The organism is Candidatus Saccharimonadia bacterium, assembly GCA_035544015.1.
Taxonomy (GTDB): Bacteria; Patescibacteriota; Saccharimonadia; order UBA4664; family UBA4664; genus UBA5169.
In genome coordinates this window covers 14,199-38,972 of the sequence record DATKIP010000038.1, presented here as the reverse complement: position 1 = coordinate 38,972, position 24,774 = coordinate 14,199, and the positions used below count along the sequence as shown (strand labels likewise).

At 58.8% G+C, this 24,774-nt stretch carries 34 protein-coding genes; 19 read left to right on the top strand and 15 right to left on the bottom strand.

What is annotated here, in order from left to right:
• Window positions 1–42: 42 nt before the first annotated feature.
• The 7 genes from VMT30_02590 to VMT30_02560 form a co-directional block, all read right to left on the bottom strand.
• Window positions 43–279, bottom strand: coding sequence for an HNH endonuclease (locus VMT30_02590; GenBank protein ID HVQ43829.1), 237 nt, complete (start codon window positions 277–279; stop codon window positions 43–45).
• 67 nt (window positions 280–346) lie between these two features.
• Complete coding sequence (locus tag VMT30_02585) at window positions 347–562, bottom strand: hypothetical protein (GenBank protein HVQ43828.1); 216 nt, start codon at window positions 560–562, stop codon at window positions 347–349.
• A complete protein-coding gene (locus VMT30_02580; GenBank protein HVQ43827.1) occupies window positions 559–762 on the bottom strand; it encodes a hypothetical protein in 204 nt (67 codons plus the stop codon). The genes VMT30_02585 and VMT30_02580 overlap by 4 nt, the downstream gene beginning before the upstream one ends.
• Window positions 763–923: 161 nt before the next feature.
• Entirely contained in the window at window positions 924–3,041 is a 2,118-nt protein-coding gene (locus tag VMT30_02575; GenBank protein ID HVQ43826.1) for an AAA family ATPase, read from the bottom strand.
• Window positions 3,042–3,192: 151 nt separating this feature from the next.
• The gene (locus tag VMT30_02570) at window positions 3,193–3,708 is read right to left on the bottom strand and encodes a hypothetical protein (GenBank protein HVQ43825.1); all 516 of its coding nucleotides are present in this window, start codon (window positions 3,706–3,708) and stop codon (window positions 3,193–3,195) included.
• Window positions 3,705–3,932, bottom strand: a complete 228-nt coding sequence (locus tag VMT30_02565; GenBank protein HVQ43824.1) for a hypothetical protein — start codon at window positions 3,930–3,932, stop codon at window positions 3,705–3,707. The genes VMT30_02570 and VMT30_02565 overlap by 4 nt, the downstream gene beginning before the upstream one ends.
• Window positions 3,933–4,098: 166 nt before the next feature.
• Window positions 4,099–5,703 (bottom strand): DEAD/DEAH box helicase, encoded by a 1,605-nt coding sequence (locus tag VMT30_02560; GenBank protein ID HVQ43823.1) that lies wholly within the window; start codon window positions 5,701–5,703, stop codon window positions 4,099–4,101.
• Window positions 5,704–5,760: 57 nt separating this feature from the next.
• On the opposite strand from VMT30_02560, the gene VMT30_02555 reads away from it, so the two are divergent.
• The 19 genes from VMT30_02555 to VMT30_02465 all read left to right on the top strand — a co-directional run bounded on the left by VMT30_02555 (window position 5,761) and on the right by VMT30_02465 (window position 15,617).
• A complete protein-coding gene (locus VMT30_02555) occupies window positions 5,761–5,892 on the top strand; it encodes a hypothetical protein (GenBank protein HVQ43822.1) in 132 nt (43 codons plus the stop codon).
• A gap of 45 nt (window positions 5,893–5,937) precedes the next feature.
• Window positions 5,938–6,108 (top strand): hypothetical protein, encoded by a 171-nt coding sequence (locus tag VMT30_02550; protein HVQ43821.1) that lies wholly within the window; start codon window positions 5,938–5,940, stop codon window positions 6,106–6,108.
• A 120-nt stretch (window positions 6,109–6,228) separates the two neighbouring features.
• The gene (locus VMT30_02545) at window positions 6,229–6,471 is read left to right on the top strand and encodes a hypothetical protein (GenBank protein HVQ43820.1); all 243 of its coding nucleotides are present in this window, start codon (window positions 6,229–6,231) and stop codon (window positions 6,469–6,471) included.
• Between the two features lie 42 nt (window positions 6,472–6,513).
• Entirely contained in the window at window positions 6,514–6,639 is a 126-nt protein-coding gene (locus tag VMT30_02540; protein ID HVQ43819.1) for a hypothetical protein, read from the top strand.
• A 138-nt stretch (window positions 6,640–6,777) separates the two neighbouring features.
• Window positions 6,778–7,251, top strand: coding sequence for a hypothetical protein (locus tag VMT30_02535; protein HVQ43818.1), 474 nt, complete (start codon window positions 6,778–6,780; stop codon window positions 7,249–7,251).
• A gap of 56 nt (window positions 7,252–7,307) precedes the next feature.
• Window positions 7,308–8,432, top strand: coding sequence for a hypothetical protein (locus VMT30_02530; protein HVQ43817.1), 1,125 nt, complete (start codon window positions 7,308–7,310; stop codon window positions 8,430–8,432).
• 106 nt (window positions 8,433–8,538) lie between these two features.
• Entirely contained in the window at window positions 8,539–9,240 is a 702-nt protein-coding gene (locus VMT30_02525) for a hypothetical protein (protein ID HVQ43816.1), read from the top strand.
• Between the two features lie 449 nt (window positions 9,241–9,689).
• Complete coding sequence (locus VMT30_02520; GenBank protein ID HVQ43815.1) at window positions 9,690–9,845, top strand: hypothetical protein; 156 nt, start codon at window positions 9,690–9,692, stop codon at window positions 9,843–9,845.
• Window positions 9,842–10,069 (top strand): hypothetical protein, encoded by a 228-nt coding sequence (locus VMT30_02515; protein HVQ43814.1) that lies wholly within the window; start codon window positions 9,842–9,844, stop codon window positions 10,067–10,069. Before VMT30_02520 ends, VMT30_02515 begins: the two co-directional genes overlap by 4 nt.
• On the top strand, window positions 10,059–10,310 hold the full coding sequence (locus VMT30_02510; protein ID HVQ43813.1) for a hypothetical protein: 252 nt from the start codon (window positions 10,059–10,061) through the stop codon (window positions 10,308–10,310). Before VMT30_02515 ends, VMT30_02510 begins: the two co-directional genes overlap by 11 nt.
• Window positions 10,310–12,223, top strand: a complete 1,914-nt coding sequence (locus VMT30_02505; protein HVQ43812.1) for a hypothetical protein — start codon at window positions 10,310–10,312, stop codon at window positions 12,221–12,223. The genes VMT30_02510 and VMT30_02505 overlap by 1 nt, the downstream gene beginning before the upstream one ends.
• Before the next feature lie 50 nt (window positions 12,224–12,273).
• Window positions 12,274–12,432: a hypothetical protein gene (locus VMT30_02500; protein ID HVQ43811.1), complete on the top strand. Its 159-nt coding sequence runs from the start codon at window positions 12,274–12,276 to the stop codon at window positions 12,430–12,432.
• 66 nt (window positions 12,433–12,498) lie between these two features.
• Window positions 12,499–12,657 carry a hypothetical protein gene (locus tag VMT30_02495; GenBank protein HVQ43810.1) on the top strand — a complete coding sequence of 53 codons (159 nt, stop codon included), beginning with the start codon at window positions 12,499–12,501 and terminating at the stop codon, window positions 12,655–12,657.
• Between the two features lie 199 nt (window positions 12,658–12,856).
• Window positions 12,857–13,186: a hypothetical protein gene (locus VMT30_02490; GenBank protein HVQ43809.1), complete on the top strand. Its 330-nt coding sequence runs from the start codon at window positions 12,857–12,859 to the stop codon at window positions 13,184–13,186.
• 79 nt (window positions 13,187–13,265) lie between these two features.
• Window positions 13,266–13,694, top strand: coding sequence for a hypothetical protein (locus VMT30_02485; GenBank protein ID HVQ43808.1), 429 nt, complete (start codon window positions 13,266–13,268; stop codon window positions 13,692–13,694).
• Window positions 13,695–13,759: 65 nt separating this feature from the next.
• Window positions 13,760–13,981, top strand: coding sequence for a hypothetical protein (locus VMT30_02480; GenBank protein ID HVQ43807.1), 222 nt, complete (start codon window positions 13,760–13,762; stop codon window positions 13,979–13,981).
• A gap of 597 nt (window positions 13,982–14,578) precedes the next feature.
• A complete protein-coding gene (locus VMT30_02475) occupies window positions 14,579–14,791 on the top strand; it encodes a hypothetical protein (protein HVQ43806.1) in 213 nt (70 codons plus the stop codon).
• Window positions 14,788–14,955, top strand: a complete 168-nt coding sequence (locus VMT30_02470) for a hypothetical protein (GenBank protein HVQ43805.1) — start codon at window positions 14,788–14,790, stop codon at window positions 14,953–14,955. The genes VMT30_02475 and VMT30_02470 overlap by 4 nt, the downstream gene beginning before the upstream one ends.
• A gap of 203 nt (window positions 14,956–15,158) precedes the next feature.
• Window positions 15,159–15,617, top strand: a complete 459-nt coding sequence (locus VMT30_02465; protein HVQ43804.1) for a hypothetical protein — start codon at window positions 15,159–15,161, stop codon at window positions 15,615–15,617.
• Here VMT30_02465 and VMT30_02460 read toward each other — a convergent pair.
• The 8 genes from VMT30_02460 to VMT30_02425 all read right to left on the bottom strand — a co-directional run bounded on the left by VMT30_02460 (window position 15,560) and on the right by VMT30_02425 (window position 24,654).
• Window positions 15,560–16,156 carry a hypothetical protein gene (locus tag VMT30_02460; GenBank protein ID HVQ43803.1) on the bottom strand — a complete coding sequence of 199 codons (597 nt, stop codon included), beginning with the start codon at window positions 16,154–16,156 and terminating at the stop codon, window positions 15,560–15,562. The genes VMT30_02465 and VMT30_02460 overlap by 58 nt on opposite strands.
• A gap of 169 nt (window positions 16,157–16,325) precedes the next feature.
• On the bottom strand, window positions 16,326–16,991 hold the full coding sequence (locus VMT30_02455) for a peptidoglycan-binding protein (protein ID HVQ43802.1): 666 nt from the start codon (window positions 16,989–16,991) through the stop codon (window positions 16,326–16,328).
• On the bottom strand, window positions 16,988–17,350 hold the full coding sequence (locus VMT30_02450; protein HVQ43801.1) for a hypothetical protein: 363 nt from the start codon (window positions 17,348–17,350) through the stop codon (window positions 16,988–16,990). Before VMT30_02450 ends, VMT30_02455 begins: the two co-directional genes overlap by 4 nt.
• Before the next feature lie 140 nt (window positions 17,351–17,490).
• The gene (locus VMT30_02445; GenBank protein HVQ43800.1) at window positions 17,491–17,697 is read right to left on the bottom strand and encodes a hypothetical protein; all 207 of its coding nucleotides are present in this window, start codon (window positions 17,695–17,697) and stop codon (window positions 17,491–17,493) included.
• Window positions 17,694–19,880, bottom strand: coding sequence for a glycosyl hydrolase family 28-related protein (locus VMT30_02440; GenBank protein ID HVQ43799.1), 2,187 nt, complete (start codon window positions 19,878–19,880; stop codon window positions 17,694–17,696). Before VMT30_02440 ends, VMT30_02445 begins: the two co-directional genes overlap by 4 nt.
• Complete coding sequence (locus tag VMT30_02435) at window positions 19,881–22,073, bottom strand: hypothetical protein (GenBank protein ID HVQ43798.1); 2,193 nt, start codon at window positions 22,071–22,073, stop codon at window positions 19,881–19,883.
• A complete protein-coding gene (locus VMT30_02430; GenBank protein ID HVQ43797.1) occupies window positions 22,073–22,912 on the bottom strand; it encodes a hypothetical protein in 840 nt (279 codons plus the stop codon). Before VMT30_02430 ends, VMT30_02435 begins: the two co-directional genes overlap by 1 nt.
• Window positions 22,909–24,654 carry a hypothetical protein gene (locus VMT30_02425; protein HVQ43796.1) on the bottom strand — a complete coding sequence of 582 codons (1,746 nt, stop codon included), beginning with the start codon at window positions 24,652–24,654 and terminating at the stop codon, window positions 22,909–22,911. The genes VMT30_02430 and VMT30_02425 overlap by 4 nt, the downstream gene beginning before the upstream one ends.
• Window positions 24,655–24,774: the final 120 nt, after the last annotated feature.

Sequence of the window (24,774 nt, the reverse complement as noted above, 5' to 3'; positions counted from 1 at the left end):
GTCTAGAAGGGAATAGCCAATAGTTTCAACATACCCCCGGTCTCATCCATCAGCACTGTCTTTGCCATGCCAATGATGATTTAGGTCTAAGGGTACACCATCCCTATCATATCCCACAACACCACCTCGTTTCTCGTGGCTCTGCTTTACCACGTTATGGTGTCTGGTGCATAGGGATTGCAGATTGGTGGTATCCCAGAACAACACCACATCCTCACGATGGGGGATGATGTGATCCACCACCTGTGCCGATGACCGCTTACCGAGATCCCAGCACATCTTGCACATGGGGTGCATGGTGAGGTGGTATGCACGCATACGTTGCCACCTCGATGTGCTGTGCAGCTTACCCACCGTGGCATAGCCTGAGGATCTCGTTAGGATCCTCCACCACATGGATAGCCTCACCTGACATCATCACTATCTCGGTAGCAGGCACCACATCATCGTCATCCGTACCCGATAGGCTAACCCGCTTCATGCTGACTATGTGAAGCGGGTTAAGATAGATCTCATCATCATAATCTAACTCATCTTTAACGACGTTCGTTAGTGTGATCATTTACGCACCATATCGATAGCGGTTATCACATCGGCCACGGTCTCTTTCACGTAATCCGTCTTAGCTTCCACATTGGGTTCAACACCCAACACGAGCGCATCATAAACTATTACCGTTTTCCCTTCCCAACGATGAACCAGATAGATGCGCTCGGCGTTAACCCAAAACTCATGGCCATCTATATCGGTCAGCTTAATCATCTCAACCTCATTGAACAGAATGTTTCACAGGCGACAGCGTGACATTTCGTGCGTGACGTCCACAGCGTGGCGTGACATGGGGACGACGCAGTACGTCTCCCCAATGTCACGCACACTGTCACGCTCTTTTGTGACATGAAATTAGGGATGTCACGCTGATGTCACGCCGATGTCACGCCAATTGTTTCACGGAACCAGATATCTTGATAGAACCTATAACGCTTGCTCGATAGCATTTTGTCCTTAAGTCGCTCCCATGCCTTACGCTTCGTAGCTAGATTTTCGGATGGATAAATGAGATCGAACTGCATACGCAATTCCAAAGCGGGCAAGCCGTCGCTTGGTTTTCCAGCGTTCCTTGCTATGCATATGTCATAGGCTTTATCAAAGAATTCGGATTTATCAGGTTTACGCCTATGGGCCATTGGATCGACTTCACCCTCACCCATACGATAGAAACATGTCGTCCTGACATCCCCATATTGGTTGATGCCTAAGCCGATAATCTCAAGAACCACGTTAGAAATTGGTCCGGTTGTGTCATTGCGCGATTTGTCGATGGCTAGAAATCGGTTCTCGGTTTTGCCCGTGACGTGATCGTGGACGCCGCCGCAGATGACGACATAATCAGCCGCAGCGTAAAATGCGCTACTCCCGCGCATGCCTTGCGTGTCGTCTTTGCCGACATGATGCACCGCGACCATGATCGCATCCACCGTGACAGCCATGTCACGCATGTAGCCGCAAACCTTCTGAGCCTCGGCGCTGGCGCCCTCATCTTCCATTCCGAAGGCTGCAAGCATGGTGTCGAGCACGACGGCGCCGACCCTCACGCCGTAGACCAAGCGCAGGTGCTCGGCTGCGCGCATCAAGGCGCCCTGCATAGCGGCCCTGTCCGCCTCGATCGACAAATTGCCGCAGCTTGGCACGACGACAATGGGTAAGCTGTTCGTGGCGCCCATGGCCTGTGCGGCGGCAAAGAGCCGTGCTCGCATGCCGCCCGCGCCCTCGGCCGCAATAATGATGGTGCCCACGCGCTCGCGCACCGGATGCCCGAAGAACGTTGTGCCCACGCCGATGCCGAGAGCAACAGCCATGGCCGCAACATAGAAGCTCTTACCCATGCCGGATTTACCAGCCACGAAGGCCAGCGAGCCCGGTGCGGCCGGCAACAGGCGGCGGATGAGTTCGGGTTCCTCCGGCGGCAATGTGCCGTCATAGGTCCAAAACTCAACCGGCGCAGCATACCCAGCCGCAACCGCAGGGGCACCAGAAGCCAAAGGGGCTGTGCCCATCAGCTGGGCGGCCCTCCCGGCGTCGAGGTCGGGAAGCTCGACGTTCCATCCATCGTCAAGCGCCTTGTCGAGTTGGCGCACAAAAGCTTTGTCCCCATCGTCGCGGATATAGCCATTCACCTCGCAGGCCGAGCGCATCTCGCCTTCTAACCATGCCTCGGTAATGAACGCCTCGCGTACCCACGGGGCGAGCGCATACACCGCGCCGTTCAATGCATCCTGCCTGGAGCCCGCAGGAGCCTCACGGACGGCCGCAACCTTCTCCCGCAACTTGGGCAGCACATACATCTCGTATCGGCGCCGCTCGCCGTCCGGTAAGCGCGTCGCCAGCCCTTTGCCGCGCTCCACCCGATGCTTTGTCAATCCGAGATCGGCGAGCTTGCTCTCGATGGCATTGACCACGGCTTGCGACAACGCCGGCGGCAAGCGGGCGTCGAGCGGCGTTGGGCACATAAAGCCCCATTCGGGCATACCCACCCATTCATATTGCATTCCATCGGGATGGATGCTCGGCGGTAACACTGTTTGGCGGCCCTCGGCGAGCACCTCCACCAGCATCGTCTTGCTGAAACGATCGATGAACGTGCGCGTCCGCAATACCGGATCCGTAGGATGGACGCTGTAGACCAAGGTGAAGCCCCGCGCGCCGCGCTTAATGTGCGGCGTCACAGGTACGATGTCGCGGATGGCATCCCACACCCGCACGTCGTCCACATCGATGCACGGCCTGTCACGCGTGAGCATGCCGACATTGGCCCCTGGATACTCGGCATCCCAGGCCGCGAGCAGCACGCCGCTATATCGCAGCGGCCGGCGCTCGACGGGCAACGCCATCTCGTCTTTGCCCGGCGGCCCGGCGAGGTAATCGGTGTATGTTGTAAATACAGGCTTTTTGCCCATCAGCAATACAGGGCACAGGCCAATGGATATGAGATATTGCGCCGTGGGAAGGAATTGACTATTGTGTGGGGGCATGGCAGGCATAGTCATCAGTTTATCTCTCTGTTGCTCGCAATAAACCCCGGCGCCTCATCCGCGACCGGGGTTTTTCTATGCCGTCACACGCTCACCTGCTCGGACCATCGCTTCGTCGCCCACCTGTCGTGCATAGGCGACGATGGCCTGGGCAAGCAACTCACGGTTGGACCAGCGCCGCGCCACCGTCTTGTAGCTGCAATCCGCCTCTACGGCCACGGCCTCGCATGTTATCGCGGGGAAGCCATGTCGTCGCACAAATTCCAGGCCCGCCTGCAAAATTTGCTCTCGCCTGAAGGTATCGGGTAATCTCGCCATCCACGTCTTCCCATGATGTTGCAAAGCATGCGCACCCACCGTAGCGGCGCACGAGTGTCAGGTAATTGGCCTGGGCAGTCTCGCGCCCTTGGCCTGTAAATGTCCAGCCCGATCGCTTGGCCTCGATCGCCATCATGAACCCCATGATGGCCGGAAATCCCCACCACCAGCCCATGCCTATGCCGATGAGATCGCTGGATTTGACCAGTTCGCTGGTGCGCGCGCTGTCGTTCGCCAACCCATAGCGGATCCATCGGCCGGTTTTGTCCTCAAACGCCCCGCTATTGTTGCGCCACAGGATCACGCCCCGCTTGGCCCCCTCAATGCGGATCAGGCTGTTGACATCGGTCTCGATCAAGCTGGGAAGCCTCGCGCTAATCGCTTTGCCACTTTCCGAGCAGTCTCGCGCGTTTCCGGCGGCAAAAGTACGCCATCCTCGGCCAAAATTATTACAAGGCTTGATGCCATCGCAAACCAAGCAAGCATTTCAATGAATTCCTTGCGCGCCTCGACGCTGGAATTTGCCGTGTCTAAGTATTGTTCGGCCAGCGCCCGCAACTCATCGTCTATTATCTCTGTCACTTCGCCCTCATTCTTCGCCGTACATTGTGTCTTATGCGCCTATTGTCTTTGCGAGCATGATACATTACGAGATCAGCATTCGATATATCACGGCAATTCTCAGTATAAAGCTTGCGCTCTTTATCGGTCATGTGCTTTTCGCACTCGGTATCGTCAATATATCTCGTCACACACTCCCCCTAACTCGCTCTATCATCTCGCGTTGCTTTGGTCCCGACTGGGCAAGCGCCGACAGTGTGTCGAGGCCAAAGGTTGCCCAGAACCGCCGGTAAACTGCGTCCAATGTCTCACCCTTGGCATGCCAGTGTCCAGCCCATTGGTCAATGGCCGTGCTCAACTCGCTTTGCGCCTCGGCGCGCACGGCCCATGCCTTCTCGATCTTGCGCGCTACCATCTCGCCAGCACCCCATGGGATTTCCGGTGCGCCTGAAATCCGCTCCACCTGACCGCGCAGGGCCGCCAGCATGCTGTCATCGTACAGCGTCAAGTCGCCCTCCAGCACTTCCGGCCGATCTCGCGGGACACTGCCGCGCACAGGCCGCCAGCCGCAATGCGGGCATGTAGCACCGAAACCCTCCCACATGAGCATGCACTCAGGGTTGGCACAGAACCGCGTGGGCACCTCGCCGGCCTCGCGCGGCGGCAGTCCGTCGAGCGACCACGCGCGCGGCTTGTCCGGCGGCCCCTTGTGCCGCGCGACGTTGCCGACATGATCGCAGATGATGCCAACAGGCTCGCCTTGCATCGGCCGCAGCGCGCGGCCGAATTGCTGCACATAGAGGCCATAGCTCGCCGTGGGGCGGGCAAACGACGCGCGCACGATCCCAGGCAGGTCGAAGCCCTCGCCCAGCACATCGACGTTGCACACCTCATCAAGCCCGTCACCGCGATAAGCGCGGATGATGCGCAGCCGCTCGGCCGCGCTGGTCCTGTCGCTGATCACCGCAGCCCTCACACCGGCGTCGCGGAACGCCTGGGCATGTTCCTCGGCCATCTGCACATCCACGGCAAACGTCACGCCCTTCTTACCGGGCGCCAGCTTCATGGCGTGCTCGACAATGTCGCCGGTGATGGCGCTCTTATGCGCCGCCTCGGCGAGTTCCTCGCGGTTGAAGTCGCCACCGCTCCCGACGCGCACGCCGCTCACATCGATCGCTTGCGGGCATCCGTAGATGCGGAACTCCTTGAGGTACCCCCGCTGGATCAGCTCGCGCATGCTCGGCCCTTGCACCAGGCTATCAAAGCAGCCGCCGTCACCGCGCCGCAGCGAGCGGCGATCGCCTCGGCACGGTGTCGCCGTCCAGCCGATACCGCGCGCCGCGCCGAGCATGCCCACCGCTCGGCCCCATTTGTTGGCCTGCAATAGGTGGTGCGCTTCGTCCGTCTGCCAATGCTTGACCCGGTCAAAGAAAGAATCCGCGCGCCGTATGAGCGTGTCCACGCCGGCTATTGCGTAGCTGGCATCCGGCCGCACATAGTTCCTGCCCAGCTCGTCAATGTGCTGTGCCGACACTTCCCTAATCACCGCATCGGGCGCGATGATCCGGTGATGCATGCCCACCCGGGCAAATGCTATGGAGATCTGGCCGACGAGTTCCTGACGGTGGGCTTGCACCAGGCCCGGTTCGTCAAGCTCGGCCGCGAGATGTGCCATGGTGGTTGTCTTGCCTCCGCCGCAGGGCAGGACGGCCAGCACATTGCGCACCGTCTCGTCGTCCCACTGATTACGCACAGCCTGCTTTAAATTAACTTGATAGTCGCGAAGTGTCATGCTACCCCCTATGTCACAAGCAGCCCATAACTAGCCCATAACCATTTAGGATGCAAGATGACAAAGCTTATTTACGGACTTCTCGGCCTCGCCGCTCTGCTCATGGCAGGTTGCGCAGGCGACCCGCCGGCCGGCATGCACCGCAGCGGCCCGCCGCTGTTCAAGCCCGCTCCCACAACACCTGGCTAATACCGACAAATGCGGGCGCCTCGGCGCTCGCCTACAGGACGCAAGATGGATGACACCGACAACACCGCCCGCGAGATCGCTCTCGATTACATCGCCGACAACCTGGTGGACGCTCTCGCCGCAAGCACGGCCGGCGCCACGACTGCAACCGCTCACCACATCGGGCAAGCAGCCGCCGACATTATCGAGTTGTCCGCTATCGTTCACGGCCATTAGTCTGGCCGTTGCCATCGCGCTGGCGACCGGCCTGCTTCACAGCTGCGGCGGCCATGACAATGACAACATAAGCGATTGCAGCCGGCGCGGCATGGCGCAACATCACGACGGAGATGGAAAATGGCGTTGCCACCCACCGGAGGGATAGTAAAGCGGCCGACGCTCATAACAGCTCGGCGCCTTGAATTCTTGCAGCTCATTGCCGCCGGCAAGGGTCTCGGCGGCCCCATCACCGGCAGTAACTTCGCGGCGCAATATGACTGGGCGCGCTCTGTCGGATACGTCAAGCGCAACGCATCGGGCAAGCTGGTCCTAACCCAAGTCGGCAAAAATCATCTGGACGACATAACAGACAAGCCTTGACTATGTCCCCTTCCTGTCCTATGAGTGGTTATGGAGGAAACCATGGACAAGCACACGCTCATACGCATCCGTCGCCAAGCCAAAGCCGCCGAGGCATGCGACGATCTTGGGTTGGCGGCTAAGCTAAAGCGCGACATGCGCAAGGCAAAGGAGTGCTGCAAACCATGAGGTTAATGCGTTTCATCATTGAATTGCGGCTCATGCTCAAATTGGGCTGGCCCATTAAATCCGCGATCGGTAACGCCTGGCGCCGATCTCATCCCCAAGCGCGGGAGCGGTTTGAAGCTTGGCTAAAGGCTCATTTCCATGATGCATGACACCACCCGCAATTATATCCGTCAGATGCTACAGGCACGGCTTGAAGAGCTTACCCACCGCATGGCTGGGTTCGCTACCGATAGCATCCACGAGTTCGCCCAGGCGGCCGAGGAAATCCGCATTGTCGCCAATTCCATCGCCGATCTGATGACACATCACGTTGATGTGCCGCAGCCGGCCGCGACCGAGCCGCGTGAGGTACGCGCAGCCCTCCACCTCTATCAAAACGTCCTCAAGTCGGCCGATACCATCCGCGACATGGAAGTTCGTCTTGGTCTTAGCGATCAAGCCAACACGAAGCCTCATAACCTGCTCCGCGATATGACAAAGTTCATTGAGCATGAGAAACGCTCAAGCCCCGATGGCATCATGCCTACGGAGATGAGCGTTGCCCAGGCCGTCGAGCATGTCCGCAACGGTGCGCATAAGAAACGCCCCATCATAACGGAGAACCTTGGCTAAGGCCCATGGATGGGCTATGACTTTAGTTCCTCTGTAACCCAATAGGATCCGCCAGTATGGCAACGCAAATTCAACTTCCCCCCGGCCGCATAGTCGAGGGTAATGTCTACAAATCATCCACCATCGGGATGAACGGCCAGGTCAAGGCCAAGCCTGAATTCTACTTCGCCGTGGCCGTGGCCAAGAATGATCCGCAGCTTCCCGGCGTGTTCGGCGCCTACCTCGCCGAGGCACAATCCAGCTACGCACCCCATCGGCATATCCTCGGCCGGATCCAGCAAATCAATTTCGGCAACCAGTTCGCCTGGAAAATTGCGGATGGTGACGCACCCGATCGGCGCGAGCGCGCTGGCCAAGCCGGTTGCTGGATATTCAAGTTCAAAACCACTTGGGACATCAAAGTGGTGGACGCGAACAATCAGCCCATCAATGCGGCCATCTTGCGCACAGGCTTTTGGTGCGATGTGCTCGCCAACCTCGCCGGTAACGGCAAGCTCGATCACACCGCCGGCCTCTACACCAATCCGGTTTTCGTCCGCTGGCTATTCCAAGGCTACGGAGATGAGATTTTCCCAGGGCCGCAGGCTGACAAGGCCATGGGCGCCGCGCCGACGCAGCTCCCACCAGGGGCACAGCCGCAGCAAGGCGGATCGTTTCAACCCGGCGGCTCTGGCCCTTCTCAAGGCTCAATGGCTGGAACATATCCAGGGCAGGCCCCCTCTCACGCGCCTAACGTCGGATATCAAGCACCGGCTGCAACGCAAGGCCAGGCACCGGGAGGTTGGCAACAGCCACAGGTAAACCCTCAGTACCCGGCTACGGGGAATGGAGGGCAAGGCGCGGCGCCGACGCCTGGAAACGCACCTAACGGGGGACAGGGAGGCGGAAACCCTCAGAACCCGGCGGCCCATGCTGGTCATGCGGCACCTGGACAACATCAGCCCTCATCGGGCCAGGCACATGGGAATGTGCCGAATGCGACGACATACCCTTCTAGCGGCCCTACGCCGCAGCCCGGCGGCCCTGCCAGCGGCCCGGCTGCACAGGCGAACGCTCCGCAGTCAGCGCCTGCGGTTCCGGCCGGTGCCCACTATACGCAAGCGCAACCGGCCTCACCGACTGCATACCCTGGTAGCCCACCTGTTCATGGCTTCGCTCACGGCAACCCCGCCACGTCGTGAGCCTCGCGGCCGGTAGCCCCTGATACCGGCCGCACTTCCCTCAACCGCTTACCCACTCACAAGGCCAAGGAGTGGGAACGCATCCTCATGGCCAAATGGAACCAACATGATTAAGCTTGAATTCATACTCACCACGCCGCAGCAAGCCCACCACATGGTGGAAGCCTATGCCGAGGCAATGGCTTTCGTCACCCATGAGTTAGATGGTGCGACCGTCCTACAGCAAGGTGCATCGGAACGCGTCACGATGCAGCAATATGTTGCTGGTGCTGGTCTCGACGCCAACGGCGAAGCGGCCGATCAAGCCGCCGCAGCGGGCAAGGTGGATGGTCGCGGCGTGCCGTTCCATGGTGATTACCATTCGGGCAAGCTCAAGGACGATGGCACATGGGGCCGCCGCCGCAATCACAACAAGGCGCTGGCCGATGCATTCGAGGCACCATACCTTGCCCCAAAGCCCCCGTCCGGTGCAGCCCCGCTTGCACCGTCGACGGTTGCCACTACGGCGAATACTGCCGCACCGACACCTAGCGCCACGCCCGTGGCCACGGCGCCGACAGACGGCACATGGTCCGTGCCATCGGCGAGCCCCTCGCCGGCCGCGCCATATGTGCCCACCGTCGAGGAATACAAGGCCAAGTGGGTTGACCTTTGCCAGAAGCAGCTTGTCACCGGTGAGCATCAGAAGTTCATCGAAACGACGTTTAAGCATCATCCGTGCGATCCCGCGTTGATGGCCATCGAAGCCAACCGCCTTGCCATCTGGGCGCACTTCGAAAACTGGGCGAACGGCGTCAAGGGGTTCTGACACCTATACGGCGGGCACCCTCGGGTGCTCGCCCACCTCTAGGGGATGACTATGCTCAAAACCATCAAACGCATGCTTTCAAGCATTCGCGTCGCATTAGCGCCATGCCCGGCATGTCACGGCAACGCAAGGGAGATGATCAACTATGGAAACGGAGATGTCAGAGACTTACCCTGTTCCATGTGTGACGGACATGGAAGCTTTCGAGCATACAAGGTTCGCCGAGACGCTGATATCGCTGCAATCAATGCGCCGTACCGCTGCGGTTGCCCAGAATGCAGCGGCGAGTGGGACAGGTAGACCGATGTCATCTCGCCGCGCACGTGAGTTCCGCGATCGTCGTCTAAAGCATCTGTTCGGCGATCGTAAACGGCGTGCCCAGCGTTGGGCAAATATCAACAGCAAACACGGCAGGAAGATTGCCGAGTATCTAAGCAGGAGGGGCGATAATGTCGCGCGGCCCACGCAAAATTAGCGACGAAGACAAGAAACGCAAGGATCAAGGTGAGCCGCAGAACGAAGACATTGCGGACGGCCTGCGCAAGCAACGCATTCCGGTCACCTTGCCCAAGGTCAAATGGAAGGATAGGGAGGATCCCAAATGACACCCGCCATCATCACCGGCGCCAACTGCCTGTTGACCGCGCCGACAGACTGGGACGCAGCCACCCACGGCGAATGCTGCTCGCTCGCCGTGCGCAAGGAAGGCGACACCATACAGAGCGCGTGGACGCCCGACGCTGACGAGCTGGCGGTCCTCAATGCCGGCGGCGTCGTGGTCCTGACGCTCTACGGCGCAATCCCGCCGGTGTCGCTCCATGTGGAGTAGGTTGCTGCACGGCGCTTTCGGTATCTGGTGGCTCACGGCCGAGGACAAAGCGCTTTGCCGTGAGGTTTACGCCGAATATCTGCGCAAGCCGCCGGCCGGCGGCAACTGGATCGCCAGCCGCTACGGCCGCAATGGTTGGAACTTCGCCAAATGCATAGGCGGCGAAGGTGGCACGGTAAGGCTGTGCCGCTGGACCGAACCGCCAATCATCCTCAAAAACCCTGCAAGATTTCAGAGATAATGCCCCAAGTCTATGACACCGAGGCTTTCCCTAATTTCTGGTCCATGTGCATCAAGCCGGTGGGAGAGCCCGGTGTCTTTTACGAGATCTCCGATCGGCGGCGCGACAACGCCGCTTTGTGGCGCCGCATCGCCGCAGCGGACCAGATGATAGGCTTCAATAATCTCGCCTATGACTGGCCGATGGTGCAACATTTCATGGAACATCCCGACATCGATGCGGCCGGCATGTACGCCAAGAACCAGGAAATATTTGCGAGCAACGATCGCTTTAGCAACATCATCTGGCAACCGGCCGTGCCGCAAGTTGATCTGTTCACGATCCACCATTTCAATAATCGCGCCAAGTCCACCAGCCTAAAGAAACTCCAATTCAATATGCGATCCAAGAATGTAATGGATTGCCCTATCCCATTTGGTGTGCATCTCAACTATGATGAGATGGATATCGTCTTAGGATATAATGCCCACGACGTGACGGAAACTGAGCGGTTCTATCTGTCGAGCAAAGATAAGATCGACCTTCGCTGCGCCATCAACCCGGAATGGATAAACCAAAGCGACACCGGTCTCGGCCGCCGCTATTTTGAACGTGAGCTAAAAGCCCTCGGCGTGGAAACCCATGGCCGCGATGAACTGGGCAAGCGCGTCCCGCTCCAAACGCCCAGGCCGGACGGCGTCAAGCTGCGGGATGTGATTTTCCCATATATCTGGTTCACGCGGCCAGAGCTTGCCCACTGCCTCGATACCTTCCGGCGCGTGTGGATCGATGAGACGGGTAGCTTTGCCCTGCTCGACGGCAACGCCTGGTCATCGCACAGCTTCACGCTCGACGGCGTCGAGGTCACCGCCGGCCTCGGCGGCATTCACGGCAGCATCGATCGCAAGATGGTGCTGGCCGACAGGTACCACGACATCATCGATGTGGACGTGACGAGCTTCTATCCGAACATCGCCATCAAGAACCGCATCTTTCCCGCCCACCTCGGCCCGGCGTTTTGCGACATCTACGCGGCCCTGCTCGCGCGGCGCTTCCAGAGCGCCAAGGGAAGCCCCGAGAACCTCGCAATCAAGCTGGCGCTCAACAGCGTCTACGGATCCGCCGGAAGCCCCTGGACGTGTTTCTTCGACCTTGCGTGGATGTTCGCCGTGGCCATCAACGGTCAGCTGCTCATCCTCAAGCTGGCCGAGATGATGCTTGCCGTGCGCGGCGTGCGCCTGGTCCAGCTCAACACGGACGGCGTGACCGTCGTGTGCCCTGTCGAGCAGCGGGATGCACTCGCCCAGGCTTGCGCGCAATGGTCCGCCGGTTGCCAGATGCCCCTTGAGACAAATTACTACTCTCGTCTTTGGTGCAGAGACGTAAATAACTACTTGGCCGAGTACGCTGAGACGGGAAAGCTCAAGCGCAAAGGCGCGTACAATCCAGAGCGGGAATGGCACCAGAACCACAGCATGCCCATCATCCGCCACGCGGCGGAAGCGGCCATGGTGCGCGGCGAGGATCCCGAGCAGTTCATCGCGGCGCACGGCGACCCGTGGGACTTCCTCATGAGGCTCGATCTCAGCAAGTCCAGCCGCCTCCAGCTGGACGATGGCACCAGCCAACATGGCATCGTCCGCTACTACGTCAGCCCCACGGGCCGCAGCGCGGTCAAGCACATGCCCAAGACGACGACGCGCATTCATGCCCGTGGGCACGCTGACGTGATCGGCCGGCGTGGTTCCTGGTGCTGCACGGCCTGCTATAGCTTCTTCCCCACCAAAAAAGAATGGGAAGCCCACGCCGACGCCGAGCACGCAAGCAAGCTGCGGCTAGCACAGCAATACAACGGCGAGCCCATCGACTACGACATGAGGTTCTACGCTGGCGAGACAGAGAAACTTATCATCAGGGAAAGGTTTTATCCTTGACTATGGGACATAAGCAGCCCATAACAAGTCATCAACCAGGAGGAACCAAGATGAAGCGCAAATCTAAAGGCTACTATAGCGAAGCAGTTCCTACAGTTTACGATTTACCGGATGGATGTTTTAAAGGAACGCAGGAAGATTTTGAGAAGTTATCCCCAGGAATGCGCTTAGAAATTCTCAGAGACTGGAAAAGAAGAAATAAAAATTAAAGTTTACTATTGACAACCGCCCATAAGCAGCCCATATTAGTAATCAGAAGCAACGGAGGAACTCAGATGAAACTCTACAAATACATACTCAAGCACTACGGCGAAACGGAAGATCAGGAACTAGCAGAAATATTCGGAGATCTTCACAGACACCTAACAGAAGGAACCGGAAACAAAGACGAGATTGGACACCGGTTCGCAAAATGGGAAAAGAGGGGGATTTAATCCCCCAGACTTTCTAAAATAGTTATTGACAACCGCCCATAAGCAGCCCATATTAAGTACATAGACAGACGAACTGCTTCCGCGAAGGTCTCGGGTAAACCGAGGGAACCCTAGAAAAACCGGAAGTAGGGAGGCCCTAAAAGCCCAGTCAAACCGACGCGATATAACCCCGAAACATGGTCACACAGGAAACGATATTATGACCACACCCGCACAGATTAAAGCATTGCTCGCCGCGCACGAAACTGGCAACCCACTAAACACCGGCGTCAACACCCGCAACGGCAGTAACCTACGTATGATCAAGCGCCTTGCTGCTGATGGCCTGCTCGCAGGTGGAGAAGGGACACCCTACCTGATCACGGAGCGCGGCAAGGAAGCCCTGCGGCACGCCGGACACCTTAAGGACAAGCGCTCTTTCAAGGTCCGCTACGAAGGCGAGATCTGGACGATAACCGCACCGGCCGCCGCAACCAAAGCAATGCTCGCCGAGTTCGCCGCCCGCATGTTCACCGCAACCGTCATCTAATACCCTTGCCGCCGGGCTAGAACACTGGGAGGCCCGGCGGCCTCTTTGCTCAAGCTCAAGCTCAACAGGAGAAGACATTATGAGCAAGCGTTTCATCGTCGCCACCTTCGCCGACAAAACTACCCTCACCCGCACCACCACGAGCCCGTCGCTTGCATGGGCGTGGCGCGCAAACGCCACCTGGAAACACAACGGCATCCCGATGACGAACGCAACCGGGTTTTCCTCCAGCCACGAACTCGCCGATAAAGCGGCACGGCTGAACAGCAAATACATGGACAACCTAACGGTCGAAATCGTCCCCGCCGTCGAACACAAGGTGCCCGTGAAAGCCAAGCCGAGCGGCGCGTTCCGCGTTCGCCGCACCTGGCAACCGAGCACGAAAGGTAATTGGAAATTTATCAAAGACGGCAAGTCTCATCGCCGGTTCGACAGCCGCGTCGAAGCGCAGACATACATTGAAAGCATGTACGCCAATAATTGCATCGCCACTTACGAAATAGTCTAGTCACCCTTGCCGCCGGGCTATCGGCCCGGCGGCCTCTTTGCTCAAGCTCAACAGAGGACGACATTATGAGCATGAAGCCGATGCCCGACAACGTCGCCGATCAGCTCGCCGACGCGCGCAAGGTGGCAATCCGCTGGATCAACATGCAACGGGAGGCCGATTTGCACCTGATCAACACCGGCCGGCGTGACAAATTCATTGGCCACGAACTCCGCGCGGTCAGGCTGCGCGGCGAGATGGCCATGCAAATCATCGAAAGCATTAAACGGGAGTATCCCACGCGATGACCCGAAAGGCCCTTACTAAAACATCCATTCGCGCAATGGGGATTAAGGTCACATCGGGACCGCTGGCGACGATTTATGAATGCCCTTGTTGCAAACATGTCGAACGTTTTCCGAACGGAATACGCGGCATTGGTCGTGGTCATGGTCTACGGGAAGGTGGCGGATGCTATTCGCGTATGGCCGCACATATCCGCCGCGAGCATCCACATCAGAAGGCACAGTCATGACACCTTACGAGCCCAAGACGAAGGCATGCCCGACCTGTGGAGGGTCGGGCGTTCTGCGGATCGTCGGCCCCAAAAGCGAGCCGCGCGAGAAGATGTGCCCACGCTGCAACGGAACCGGAAGGGTTGCCAAATGAAGGTTGCTTGCCCAGCCTGTGGAGGCACAGGCAAAGCCACGTGGTGGGAAAAGGACGGCCACGGCGGTATGAAGAAAGTCACGGGGAATTGCCCCAACTGCAAGGGAAGCGGAAAGGTCGATAGGTGAATATCATTGTCCGAATGCTTTCAACCATGTTCCCCACTTGCAGCTGCGATGTTTGCGAGTGGGAACGCGATCACCCAAACGAAGGCCCTCTAATCACAAGGTGCAGATATGCCAAAAATTAAGCCCGGCGAGATGAACTTTGATCACCCGACCGTCACCGGAAAAGAGCGCGGTATCCGCCAGCGCGCGGGCAACGCAGAAACCAAGGCCGGCATCGCCCGCGAATACGGCAATCCCAACATCGGCCGGATGATGGATGCCGAGGCCGAGCGGCTCCACAAGCAAGCCGATGACATGGCAAAGGGGCGCAAGGGAAAATGAGAACGTTCGCCAAACTCATCCTGCTCTATTTCGCGGCGGTTGCCGTGTTGAGCATAGCAAACAATTGGCTCAAGCCTGGGTATGACCAGCGCGTGAGAAATGATCAACTTCGCCAATGGGAGTTGCAGGCACAAGCCAATGAGCGAGCATTACACCGCCGCTAGATGGAAGATAGCGTTCACGACATGCTTTGCTCGTATGCGCTATTACAAGAGTTTCCTCAAGGCTCAACATGTTCGCGGAGGTCTGTCGCATTGGGATCGCCGCACATGCGAAGTGTTCAACACCGGCTTTCTAGTCGAAGGCGCAAAACCAGACCGCGTCCTAGAGGAAAGCTTAGACATCATTCACTATGAGATGTTCAAACATGAGTGAGCTAATTGACGATGTAGTTGATGTTATTGGCGTCGCTGTTCACGGTGATACTTGCACCTGGAACAATGAAGACTGGGTAGCTCATTGCAACGCATGTCAAGAGATCGTGCAACGTCTTATGGATGGCGGCATGTCCGAAACCGCCATCCGCAACATGCTGGTGAACTATCAGCCCATTGAAGAACCCAAAACGTTAAGCGAAGCTATTGGACATCCTGTCGGTTGCTGGGCTGATCGCGAGCCGGTCAAATACTTTGCCCAACTGGCGAAACTACGGCGACAACTTGAAGCCGCAAAAGCGGATGGAAATCAGGCACATGTTGATGCCCTGGTGCTTGAGATCAGAACCTACAAGCACCAGGCCAACGCGGTTTGGGGAACCCTCGCCGGAACTCAGCCCACCGTCACCGGCGCGTCACCGGCGGCCGAGGACGGCTTGCCCACCGCTTGAGTTGCTGCGGCCGCAATGGGTGTGGCCGTCAACCCACCAGCCACGGCAGGCGTTGTGTTGGCCGTGACGCCTACCGGAAAATAGTCGGGGATGGTAGCAATGACCATATCCTCCAGCTTGCGGCGCATCTTCTCAGGATCCGGGTAGAACCGTTTGAGGATGCCCGGCGCCGCCGCTTGCGCATAGTCGGCCGCGACCTTCACGAACCAGTTGTCCACCTTGATGCTTGCGAGCCCGGCGCCTTCCTTGGACACTTCGCTCTTTGCCATCGTCATGGCATATTGAACACCTCGGCCGATGATCGCACGAAGTTGCGCCACAAGCTCGGCTTCCTCCTGCGCATTGAGCAGCGCGGCCCGGCTGTTGAGGAACCGCACCAGGAAACCCGCCACCACGCCGCCCACGATCGTCGCTGCGCCGCCTATCCAGTCAATGACGGCTACCGCCGTGGGCCGCACGTCCACGGTGCTCTGCGCCCACGCTGCGCCGCCTAGCAGCACCATCGCCACCAGGAACGTCAATCCCCATCTCAGTCTCATGTTCATCTTTCAATCTCGGGTTGAGGAATAATAAAACCGCCGCTCATGATGTGGCGAATGCGGCAAGAGACACAGCCGCATTGCACCTGCTTGCCGACGCGGCCGTGAGCTTCAAAAGTCAGAGCCCATATTGCGGCGAGTTGCTCGGCCGATAGAGTTTCTGGAGGCTCTACCATCCGAACCATGCCAGCATGCGTGCCATGATCCCAGGCGCGGCCGGTAGCGGCGCAGGCACCGGCGGCCGATCTATCATCACCTGGTGCTCGCTGGCCGCCTCCAGCTCGGCGATGGCCTTGACGATGGCCACGGTCCCGCATTGCTGGCTTACCGCGGTGGCGCTGTAGCGGCCATCGGCGACATACTTGCCCGCCTGGTACTGCGTCGTGAAGCTCCACAGGTAGGGCGAGTTCACGGCCTTGGCGACATAGCCGAACCCGTTATAGCGCTCCCACTCGTAGAGACACCGCTCGATTTCCCAAGTGGGCACGCTCTGTAGGCTGTGCGGCGGCATCGTGATCGCGTCGCGCGCGCTCTGCTCCCACGTGAACGGAGGCGAGCCCGAGGCCGGCCGACCGGCAGGAACGTGCGTGGTGCGCGCCGTCAGCGGATCGCCGTTGTGGAGATGTCCTTTCCAACTCTGGCCGCTCTCAAGGCTGTGAACCGCAGCTACCCACGTCCACGGCATACCCGGTGCGACAGCGGCGGCCGAGACGTACCTCGCCTTGCTCTCGAGCGCGCGTTGCGCAATGAGCGCGGCGGCCTGTCGCCGCTCCGGCCGCGTGCGCGCGGAGCGCCAGAGGTTGCCGTAGCCGACGTGACTTTGTTCATAGTTCATCGGCTGGTGTCACCCTTGTCGCGTGTCGTCACGGCCCCAATTCCCCACCCACGTTCAACACGTTGGGTAAGAAAGTCAATGTCCTTCCTCATGGCGGTACGTGTCTCGCTGTTGACCGCGTTGACGACATAGGTAATTGCGCCGACCGATGCACCGAATAGCGAGACCGCCCCGACAGCGACGCCGATGCCGACCGACACGGCGCGTACCCAGTCCGTGGGTTTGTGAAGTTCCTGACGCGCGGTAAGACTGGTCAGCGCGGTGACGACGGCATCCAACTTGCTGTCGAGCCCGGTCATGGCCTCGCCCAGGTTGTTCACGCTGCGCTCGACGTGGATTAGCCGGTTGCGCTGTTCCATCACCTCCAGTTTGAGGCTTTGGGTATCGTGCTTTGTCGCCGTAGGCTGTGCCGCTGCGCCAGGCATGTAGCCGACCCCTCCGAACCGCATAAAATAAAGCCCTGTAATATGTTGAATTACAGGGCTTTACCTTTGTTCCCTTATTCGTGCAAGTCGCCATCCGTGGGTGCGGCTTGTGGCGCTGCAAGCTGGGCGCGCACCTCGGTGAGTTCCTTGCTCATATCATCGATCGTGCGGCGAGCCGCAGCGAGATCGGCTTGCAGCATGACCACGCTGTTCAAGGCATTGTCACGCTGACCTTGCATTGCGCTAATCATATCCTGGGCGCGTTGAAGTTCTTGGTTCATGCATTCACACCTTTTATAACAACGAAGTTAATTACGATTGCTTCACCCAATGCACCTGCTGTTGTATTAGTCACCTCAATAGTACAAGTTCCCGCTGATCCACTTTTTACTGCAACTCTATATGCGCCCGCTGTTCCGGCTGATCCATGTACCGCATGCACAACATCAAATGTTCCGATGTTGCTATTTGTCAACACAAAGCTCACTGCTGTCGCCGCATTTAGCGAAGCGTTATTCATCGTGATCGCGCCGCACACTTTATCGAGCGTCACGCCGGTAGATTTGTTCGTCGCCTGGGTGATAGCTCCACCCGCGCCAGTGCCATAGCCAAGGCCGCCGAGCGGCGATGATGCGGTGACGGTTCCGGTTGGCCCGATACGTAAGCGCTCCGTCACGGCCGCCGCGCCGTCCGCCGTAGTGGAGAAAGCAAGCGCTGTCGGCATGTCGTTCGTGCCCGGCGTGCCCGACACAAGGGCCTGGATCAACGCGGCCGGAATGAACTGAGTGCCGTCCGAACCAGAGAACCGCAGATTTCCGAGCACGTCACCATTCTGGACAATGGTGTGCGTGCCCACCGTGGCGCCACGACTTTTATTGATTTCGTAAGCCGAGCCGTTAGCGTCCGCCGTCCAACGTGTGTTGGACATGCCAATGGCCTGACCGGAAATGCCGTGAAGTTGAAGTCTAGATGTCCCCCCACTTTGAGCGGCCGCAATGGCGGCCGTATGCCCGATCGAGACATTGGGCGAAGGGATGACAATGGCGCCGGATCCCTTGGCGCTGATGCTCATGTTGATATTGGTGTCTGATCCCTCGACACCGAGCAGCGCGGGATTGCCTGTTGTCCCGCCTGTAAGCAGCATTCGGTTGACCATCGTCGCACCGGCCGCAGCGGCGAACGAAGGAAACAGAAATGCGCCATCATCTCTGATATAGGACAATTGCGCGCTGCTTGTAATACTCACGGGTACGCCGTCCTCGGTTTGCAAACCGAATACAATATTATTAACGGCTTTGTTGCCTGTCGTGCGCCATCCACCTGGGCCAGCATGACAACTATAGAACATGCAGGCATGCACTAAATCTTGTGCATCTGCATCATTGCCGATAAGATCAATACCTATGCCTGTGGTTGCTGTAATGCGAGACACAGCGAGCCCGATAAAGACATTATCGTCGGCATCGTTTATTTCAAACGCAGTACCGTCACCGTGCGTGACATGCATTTGACTGAAGCGACAAAACACCGTCCGATTACCACCAGCTCCGGCCGGCTCGCCAGAGATCACAACGCCTTTTGCAGTTGCTCCAGCGTTCACCCAAATATTTTCAAAGGCGCATTGATATACATAATTCAAACCGGCGAACCCGGTTTCGCAAATCGTCTCAAGTTGATTGATCGTTCCTCCAACGCATACAATATTGCGGAATATACTATTCTCAATCATCTTGACGCGTAACACACGCGACGCAATGCCGTTGCCAGCTAAGGCAAAGTTTTCAACTCGGCAACCTGTGATCGTAGATGTTGCGGCTGATGCCGAACCCACCGTCAACAGAGTTGCGGCCCCACTCCGCGCTTTTAAAACGGTCCCGGTTTGATCAGAACTGCCGCCGAACATTCGGCCAGAAGAAACACCGACTAGCGCAACGGCACTACTATCTAGTACAAGATCAGTGACGGAATAAACCTTGGCATCGAAAAGAACAACGCCACCGCCGGCCGCTTCCATCGCATTAATTGCGGCTTGAATTGCCGCAGTGTCATTGGTGACGCCGTCACCAACAGCCCCGTAGTTCTTGACGTGGCCGTACAAGACGCCAAGATGATCTCTAATAGTTCTAGATACTAATGCCCCTTCTGTGGTAACGAGCGCTAGACTGATGTCCAGATCATCGGGACCATCGCTTTCGGACATGGTGCCGATGCCGACATAGCGCCAAGTGCGCGTAAAGCTCCCCTTGGTCGCCGTGATCTGGTAGGCACCGCCGGCCACATGAAAGAACGCATATCCCTCGCTGTCTGCCGACACCGGGTTACCCGTGGGCACCACGCCCGCGCGATCGCTAAACAAACTCGCGAGCGGCGTGCCTGATGTCTCTTCGCGCACTGTCACCGTAGCGCCGTTCTGGACGTTGCCCGCGTCGTCTACAATGTTCGCTTGCCAGCGTGCGAGTGCCATCTAATTGCCTTCCTGTCCGCGCCTGTCGCCTGTGGGGCCAACCTGCGTCACAAAGCTGATACCGTCAACGGCATAACCGGCCGCGCCGCCTAGACCGGCTGTCAAGCCCGAGAGCGCGTCACCTTGACCGGCGTTGCCGACAACACCAGGCGCGCCGCCCGTGCCGCCGTCGAAGTCCGTAGCGCCACCACCATCGCCGCCAGCGCCGCCAGCGTCCTGCGTGCCCACTTCGCCCGGTGATGGGCTTGACGTGCTGGTAGTGACATCGCCGCCGATGCCGCCTACGACACCCGCACCGCCACCTCCACCGCCACCGCGATAAGCACCGCCACCGCCGCCACCTCCACCGCCGTAGACTTTGCCGTCCTCGTCAGTCAGGTTGATGGGTACGCGCGTGTAAAGCGCCGTGCCGCCCTGGAACCCATTGAGCGGCGCACCGTCGTTAGATCCCGATGCGTTGCCGCCCACACCGCCCGTACCACCAGCGCCGCGTATGTCGCCGAGCACCACAATGTTGATTGTGATGCCGGCCGGCCAATCGCCCAGGTCGAAGCTCGGTTGCGCCGAGCTGGCCGAGCCAACGACAACGTTTGTCTCAAGCGTGACGGTAAGCGTGATCTCAGGGCTTTCGTCGCCTGTAACCTCGGGATAGATGCTGTCGTGCATCTCCCTTATGTTGACGTTGTTTATCGAGCTGTCGATTGTGATTGCCCGGTTGAGCAGGTCACCCGGATCGATGGTGCGGAACAGCATCTCATCCGCTGTCACCTCAAACCGATCGGACATTGGATTGAGCCGCGTGATCTGGATAGGCGCATCCGATGCTAGCCCAGTCTCATCCTGGATTGACCAGCTCGTCAGCCGATAGCCGCCGCCGAGCGTTGGGTTCTCGGGACCATGCCGGAACAGGTTGAAGGTAAAACGCCGAGGTGGATCGCGGAACCGGCCGAGGATGATATCGTTGAGCCGCACGGCCACGGTGCGCGCACCAAACGGTATCCAGCGCGAGAAGATTTTCTTAATCATCGGCGTACCGTAGGCTAGCTCGGCGTCGCCATCGATCGTCAATACCGCACTGCGAAAGTTGCGTTCCTCATCGATCGGCGCGAGCGGATCCCGCTGGCCGAAATAGGTCAACACCTGGGTAAGCCGCGTGTTGGGCTGCTCGGTTATCGAGAGCGTGCCCTCAAGCGTGTTGTCCTCGCCGAACACCTCGGCCACGGTGGAGATCCCGCGCAGCACTTGCAACCTGATTTGCTCGGTCAGCGGCTCCCACCACACCGCAAGCGCGGCCTGCTCGATCATTTCGGACACAAGCTTGCTCACGTCGGTAGGCTCGGCGATGTTGGCGCTGTAAACCTGTTGAAGGTAAGTGGCCGTCTCGGTCTGCCACGCGGCGAGCGGTATGAACGCATCGTCCACTCCGGCGTAGTTCACCAGCAAGTCGCGGATGATATCGGCCACATCCTCGCCCACATAACGCAACACCAGCTGGGCACGCGATCCAGCGGCGTGGCTGTCGGCATCCGTCCCGAGTTGGGCGCGCGCCGTGATCGTCACCACCTCGCTGCCGCTCACGCGGGTGAACGCCACGATCTCGCTACCGCTCAAAGCGATGTAGCCGCTGGTGGGGTAATCCTGATCCCCGATGCCGACAGGGGACAGTGTGAAGCTGGTGTCATCCGCATCGATGCTGCCCACCAGGAACCCACGGCTCGCAAGCGGCGCTTGGCTGCGGTCACCATCGGCGAACTTCAAAATGTCCTGTGCCGTGATCGTGTAGGCACCGTTCTGTGGCGTTGGCCCGTTGGTGCTCTCGATCACGAAGTGCCGCGTTTCCATCTCAGCGAGGGTTTGACCTTCAAGCCCCTGGATCCAGCGGAGCGAGCGGCCTTGCAAACGCTGGCCGTACCGCGCGCGCCACTTGCCCCAAAAGGTTCCACTGTCGAACGCCTCGCCGTTGAAGATGTGGAGATGATCGCTAAACGTCACGTCGAGCCTTGCGCGCGTGCCCAGGTCCGAACCAAGCGAGATGGTCGAAGGGCTATAGCTGATGCCGGTCAGCGAGGGGATAGCCTCAACATCGGTCGGGGCATAGTCGCAATCATAGGTGAACCGGAACGTGGTGGTCTCGACAGGCGAGGCCGGGTCAAAGGTGTCAACGTCCAGCTCGATAAAAGTGAGAGCGCGCATTAGACGATACCGCCCATCTCAAAGTCCACGCTCATCATGCCGTTGGGCCGCTGGTTCGCGGGCTGCGGGTCATTCGTCAACCAGGCGTAGCCAACCTCGCGCGGATAGCTCGACGGGCGCCAGGCAAAAAAGAACGGGTTCTCTTGAGCTTGCAACAGGAAGGGTTCGAAATATGTCCGATACCAGTCCGGCATGAGGTTTTGCAGCTTCACCGCCGTTGCCGTCTTCTGATTGGTGATGATGCGGCCGAGGAAGTTGCCGCTCTCGCTGCGCGCGTTGATGACCTTGGCCGAGCGGCCGTAATTGATCGGCGTGTGGCCGACATAGATCCGGCGTTGCAGCACGAGCAGCGCACCGGCGTAGCATACCGCGATCGTGGGCGCGGCGTTGCCAGACTGGAGCCGCAACCGGATCGAGGCATAAGCAAATGGCGTGAAGCGGAACAGCGCGGGCCCATCATTGGGCAGGATCACCGGCGCCACCAGCTCCACCCATGTGTCAGGGCTGGCGTCCACGTCGAGCGCCTCGACGCTCACGGCAATCTGCGCGGTGAACAGGTTGTGCTTGGCGATGGCGATATAGTCGAGCGTGGCAATCCCAAGGTTCGTAACGGTCACATACTCATCAGCCTCGGGACTTGATAGCTCGCCCACCCATCGCAGGTTTGTAGACGGGTTCGCCATGTTCGAAGCTGGGAAACCGGCCGCAGCGGTCAACGCGCTGATGCTCAAGGTGGTGACGATGTTGTCATAACCGATAAGCGGGTTGTCGCCGGTGATGACACCGCCGCCAGATACGCTGTCCGTGATGACGAGATCTGACGAGATTACAATGCTCATCTCGACACCTCGATTTTGTAGCCGTCGCGGCCGGCCTGGTTGATCAAGTCGATAAGCCCCACTACTTGCTCACGCCCGAAGCTCTGGCCTTCAAGGTTCACGTAAAGCCCTTGCTGTGGAGTGGCGGCCGCGCTCCCACCGCTCGCGGCCGTCGAGCCGCTCGACGCGGATCCGCCACCGCCACCAGAGGAAGACTTAGACGTGCTGCGGATGTTGGCCACCTGGGCGAGGCCGGCCGCGACAACGGCAGCCGCAGCGGCGAAGTTGAATGGAGGCGGGTACGCGGCGAGCGCCTTCGTGGCACCCTCGAAGGTGTTGATCAACGCCGACGCGATGGCCACGGCCTTGGAATTGGCAAACACCTTTTCCAGGTTGCCCGCGATGTTCGATGCCATGCTCGCATAGGCGCCCACCGCCGTCAGCGTGGCTTTCTCCATTGCCCGGCCGTAGGTTTCCGCATCGATCGCGCCAGCCTGCAACAGCCTGTTGAGCTTCTCTTGCTGAGTAATCATCAGCTCTTCGGGCGTGGAGGTGTCCTGAATTATCTTCAGGCCCTCGCGCCGCAAGGTGTTGTAACGGTCCAACTCCTGGTTCATTTGCTTTTGGGCGGCAAGCTCGGCGGCTTTAGCTGCGGCTTTTTCTTCGTCCGTCTTTTTGATGTCGGGGAGCTTGTCTGTCGATGGCGCCACATTTGGCCCCATCGCGCCGCTTGTCGTGCGGTCAAGCTCACCTTGAGCGATAGCGAGTTGCTGGTTGATCGCGTCGAGCTGCCCCTTTCGCGTCTTGACGATGTTCTCCAGCCCCACGGCGCCCGGTTGCTTGGCAAGCCGTTCCTCTGCATCGGACAGGGCATTCGTGGCATCAGTGGCCTTCGTGGTCAGGCTCTCGACGGCCTGCGCGGCCGTAGTGGTGAACGCGCTTTTGATCGCCTCGCTGATGCCCTGGATTGAGACGATCACCACCCGCGCCACATCGACAAGGCCGAGCAGCAATGGCGTGACCAGGATCACCGCGTTTTTCAGCGTAACACCAAAGGCTTCCGAGCTTTCATCCACGGCTACCGTGAGCAAACGGATTGCCTCGGCGAAGTCGGTTCCAACTTTGACGGAAGCGCCAGACATCACCAGACCAAGGCCGGCGGCCTCGGCTGACATCTTGGTAATGCCCGCGCTACCATTCGACAACAAACGGGTAAGCTGTTCTGTATTTGCACCGAATGCCGCGTTTGCCAACTCGCTGCGCTTGGCCTCGGTTGTCAATTCATTGTAATGATCGGCCAGCAATTTAAGCGCCGCTACAACATCGGTTGTGCTGCGCAATGTCGTCAGGAACGCCGCATCATTTTCTTTGAGCTTATCTACAAGCTCGCCGCTTCCGTCATGCGCTTCCTTGAGCCGATCTTTGAACGTCTTCAACGTCTCGTTGAATGCCTCATGATCGAGCCCGGCTTGCCGCGCGACATGGCCGAGTTCTTGCAACTGCGTCGAGGTCACGCCGATATCGTCGGCCGTTTTGGCGAGGTCGTGCAAGCTGTCGGCGACCTTGACGATACCAGCGATTGTGAAGCCGGCGCCGATCGCGGCTATCCCGCCCTTGAGCGCCGTGCCGATCAGGCCGCCGACATTGGTTGCCGTGGCCGCAAGCGACTTGATGGTGTCCTCGGCCTTGCCCACGCCCTTGACGAAGTCGGCAGCATCGAAGCCGAGCCGAACGCGCAACGCACCAATTTCGCTTTCAGCCATCGCCATATGCCTCGTAGTAGATATCGGCTACGTCATCCTCTGACATGCCGCCGCAGTATTCCGGCGAGGGTTTCAGATGATCGAGCCACCACCATATTTCTATAGGCTGCATTGACCAAA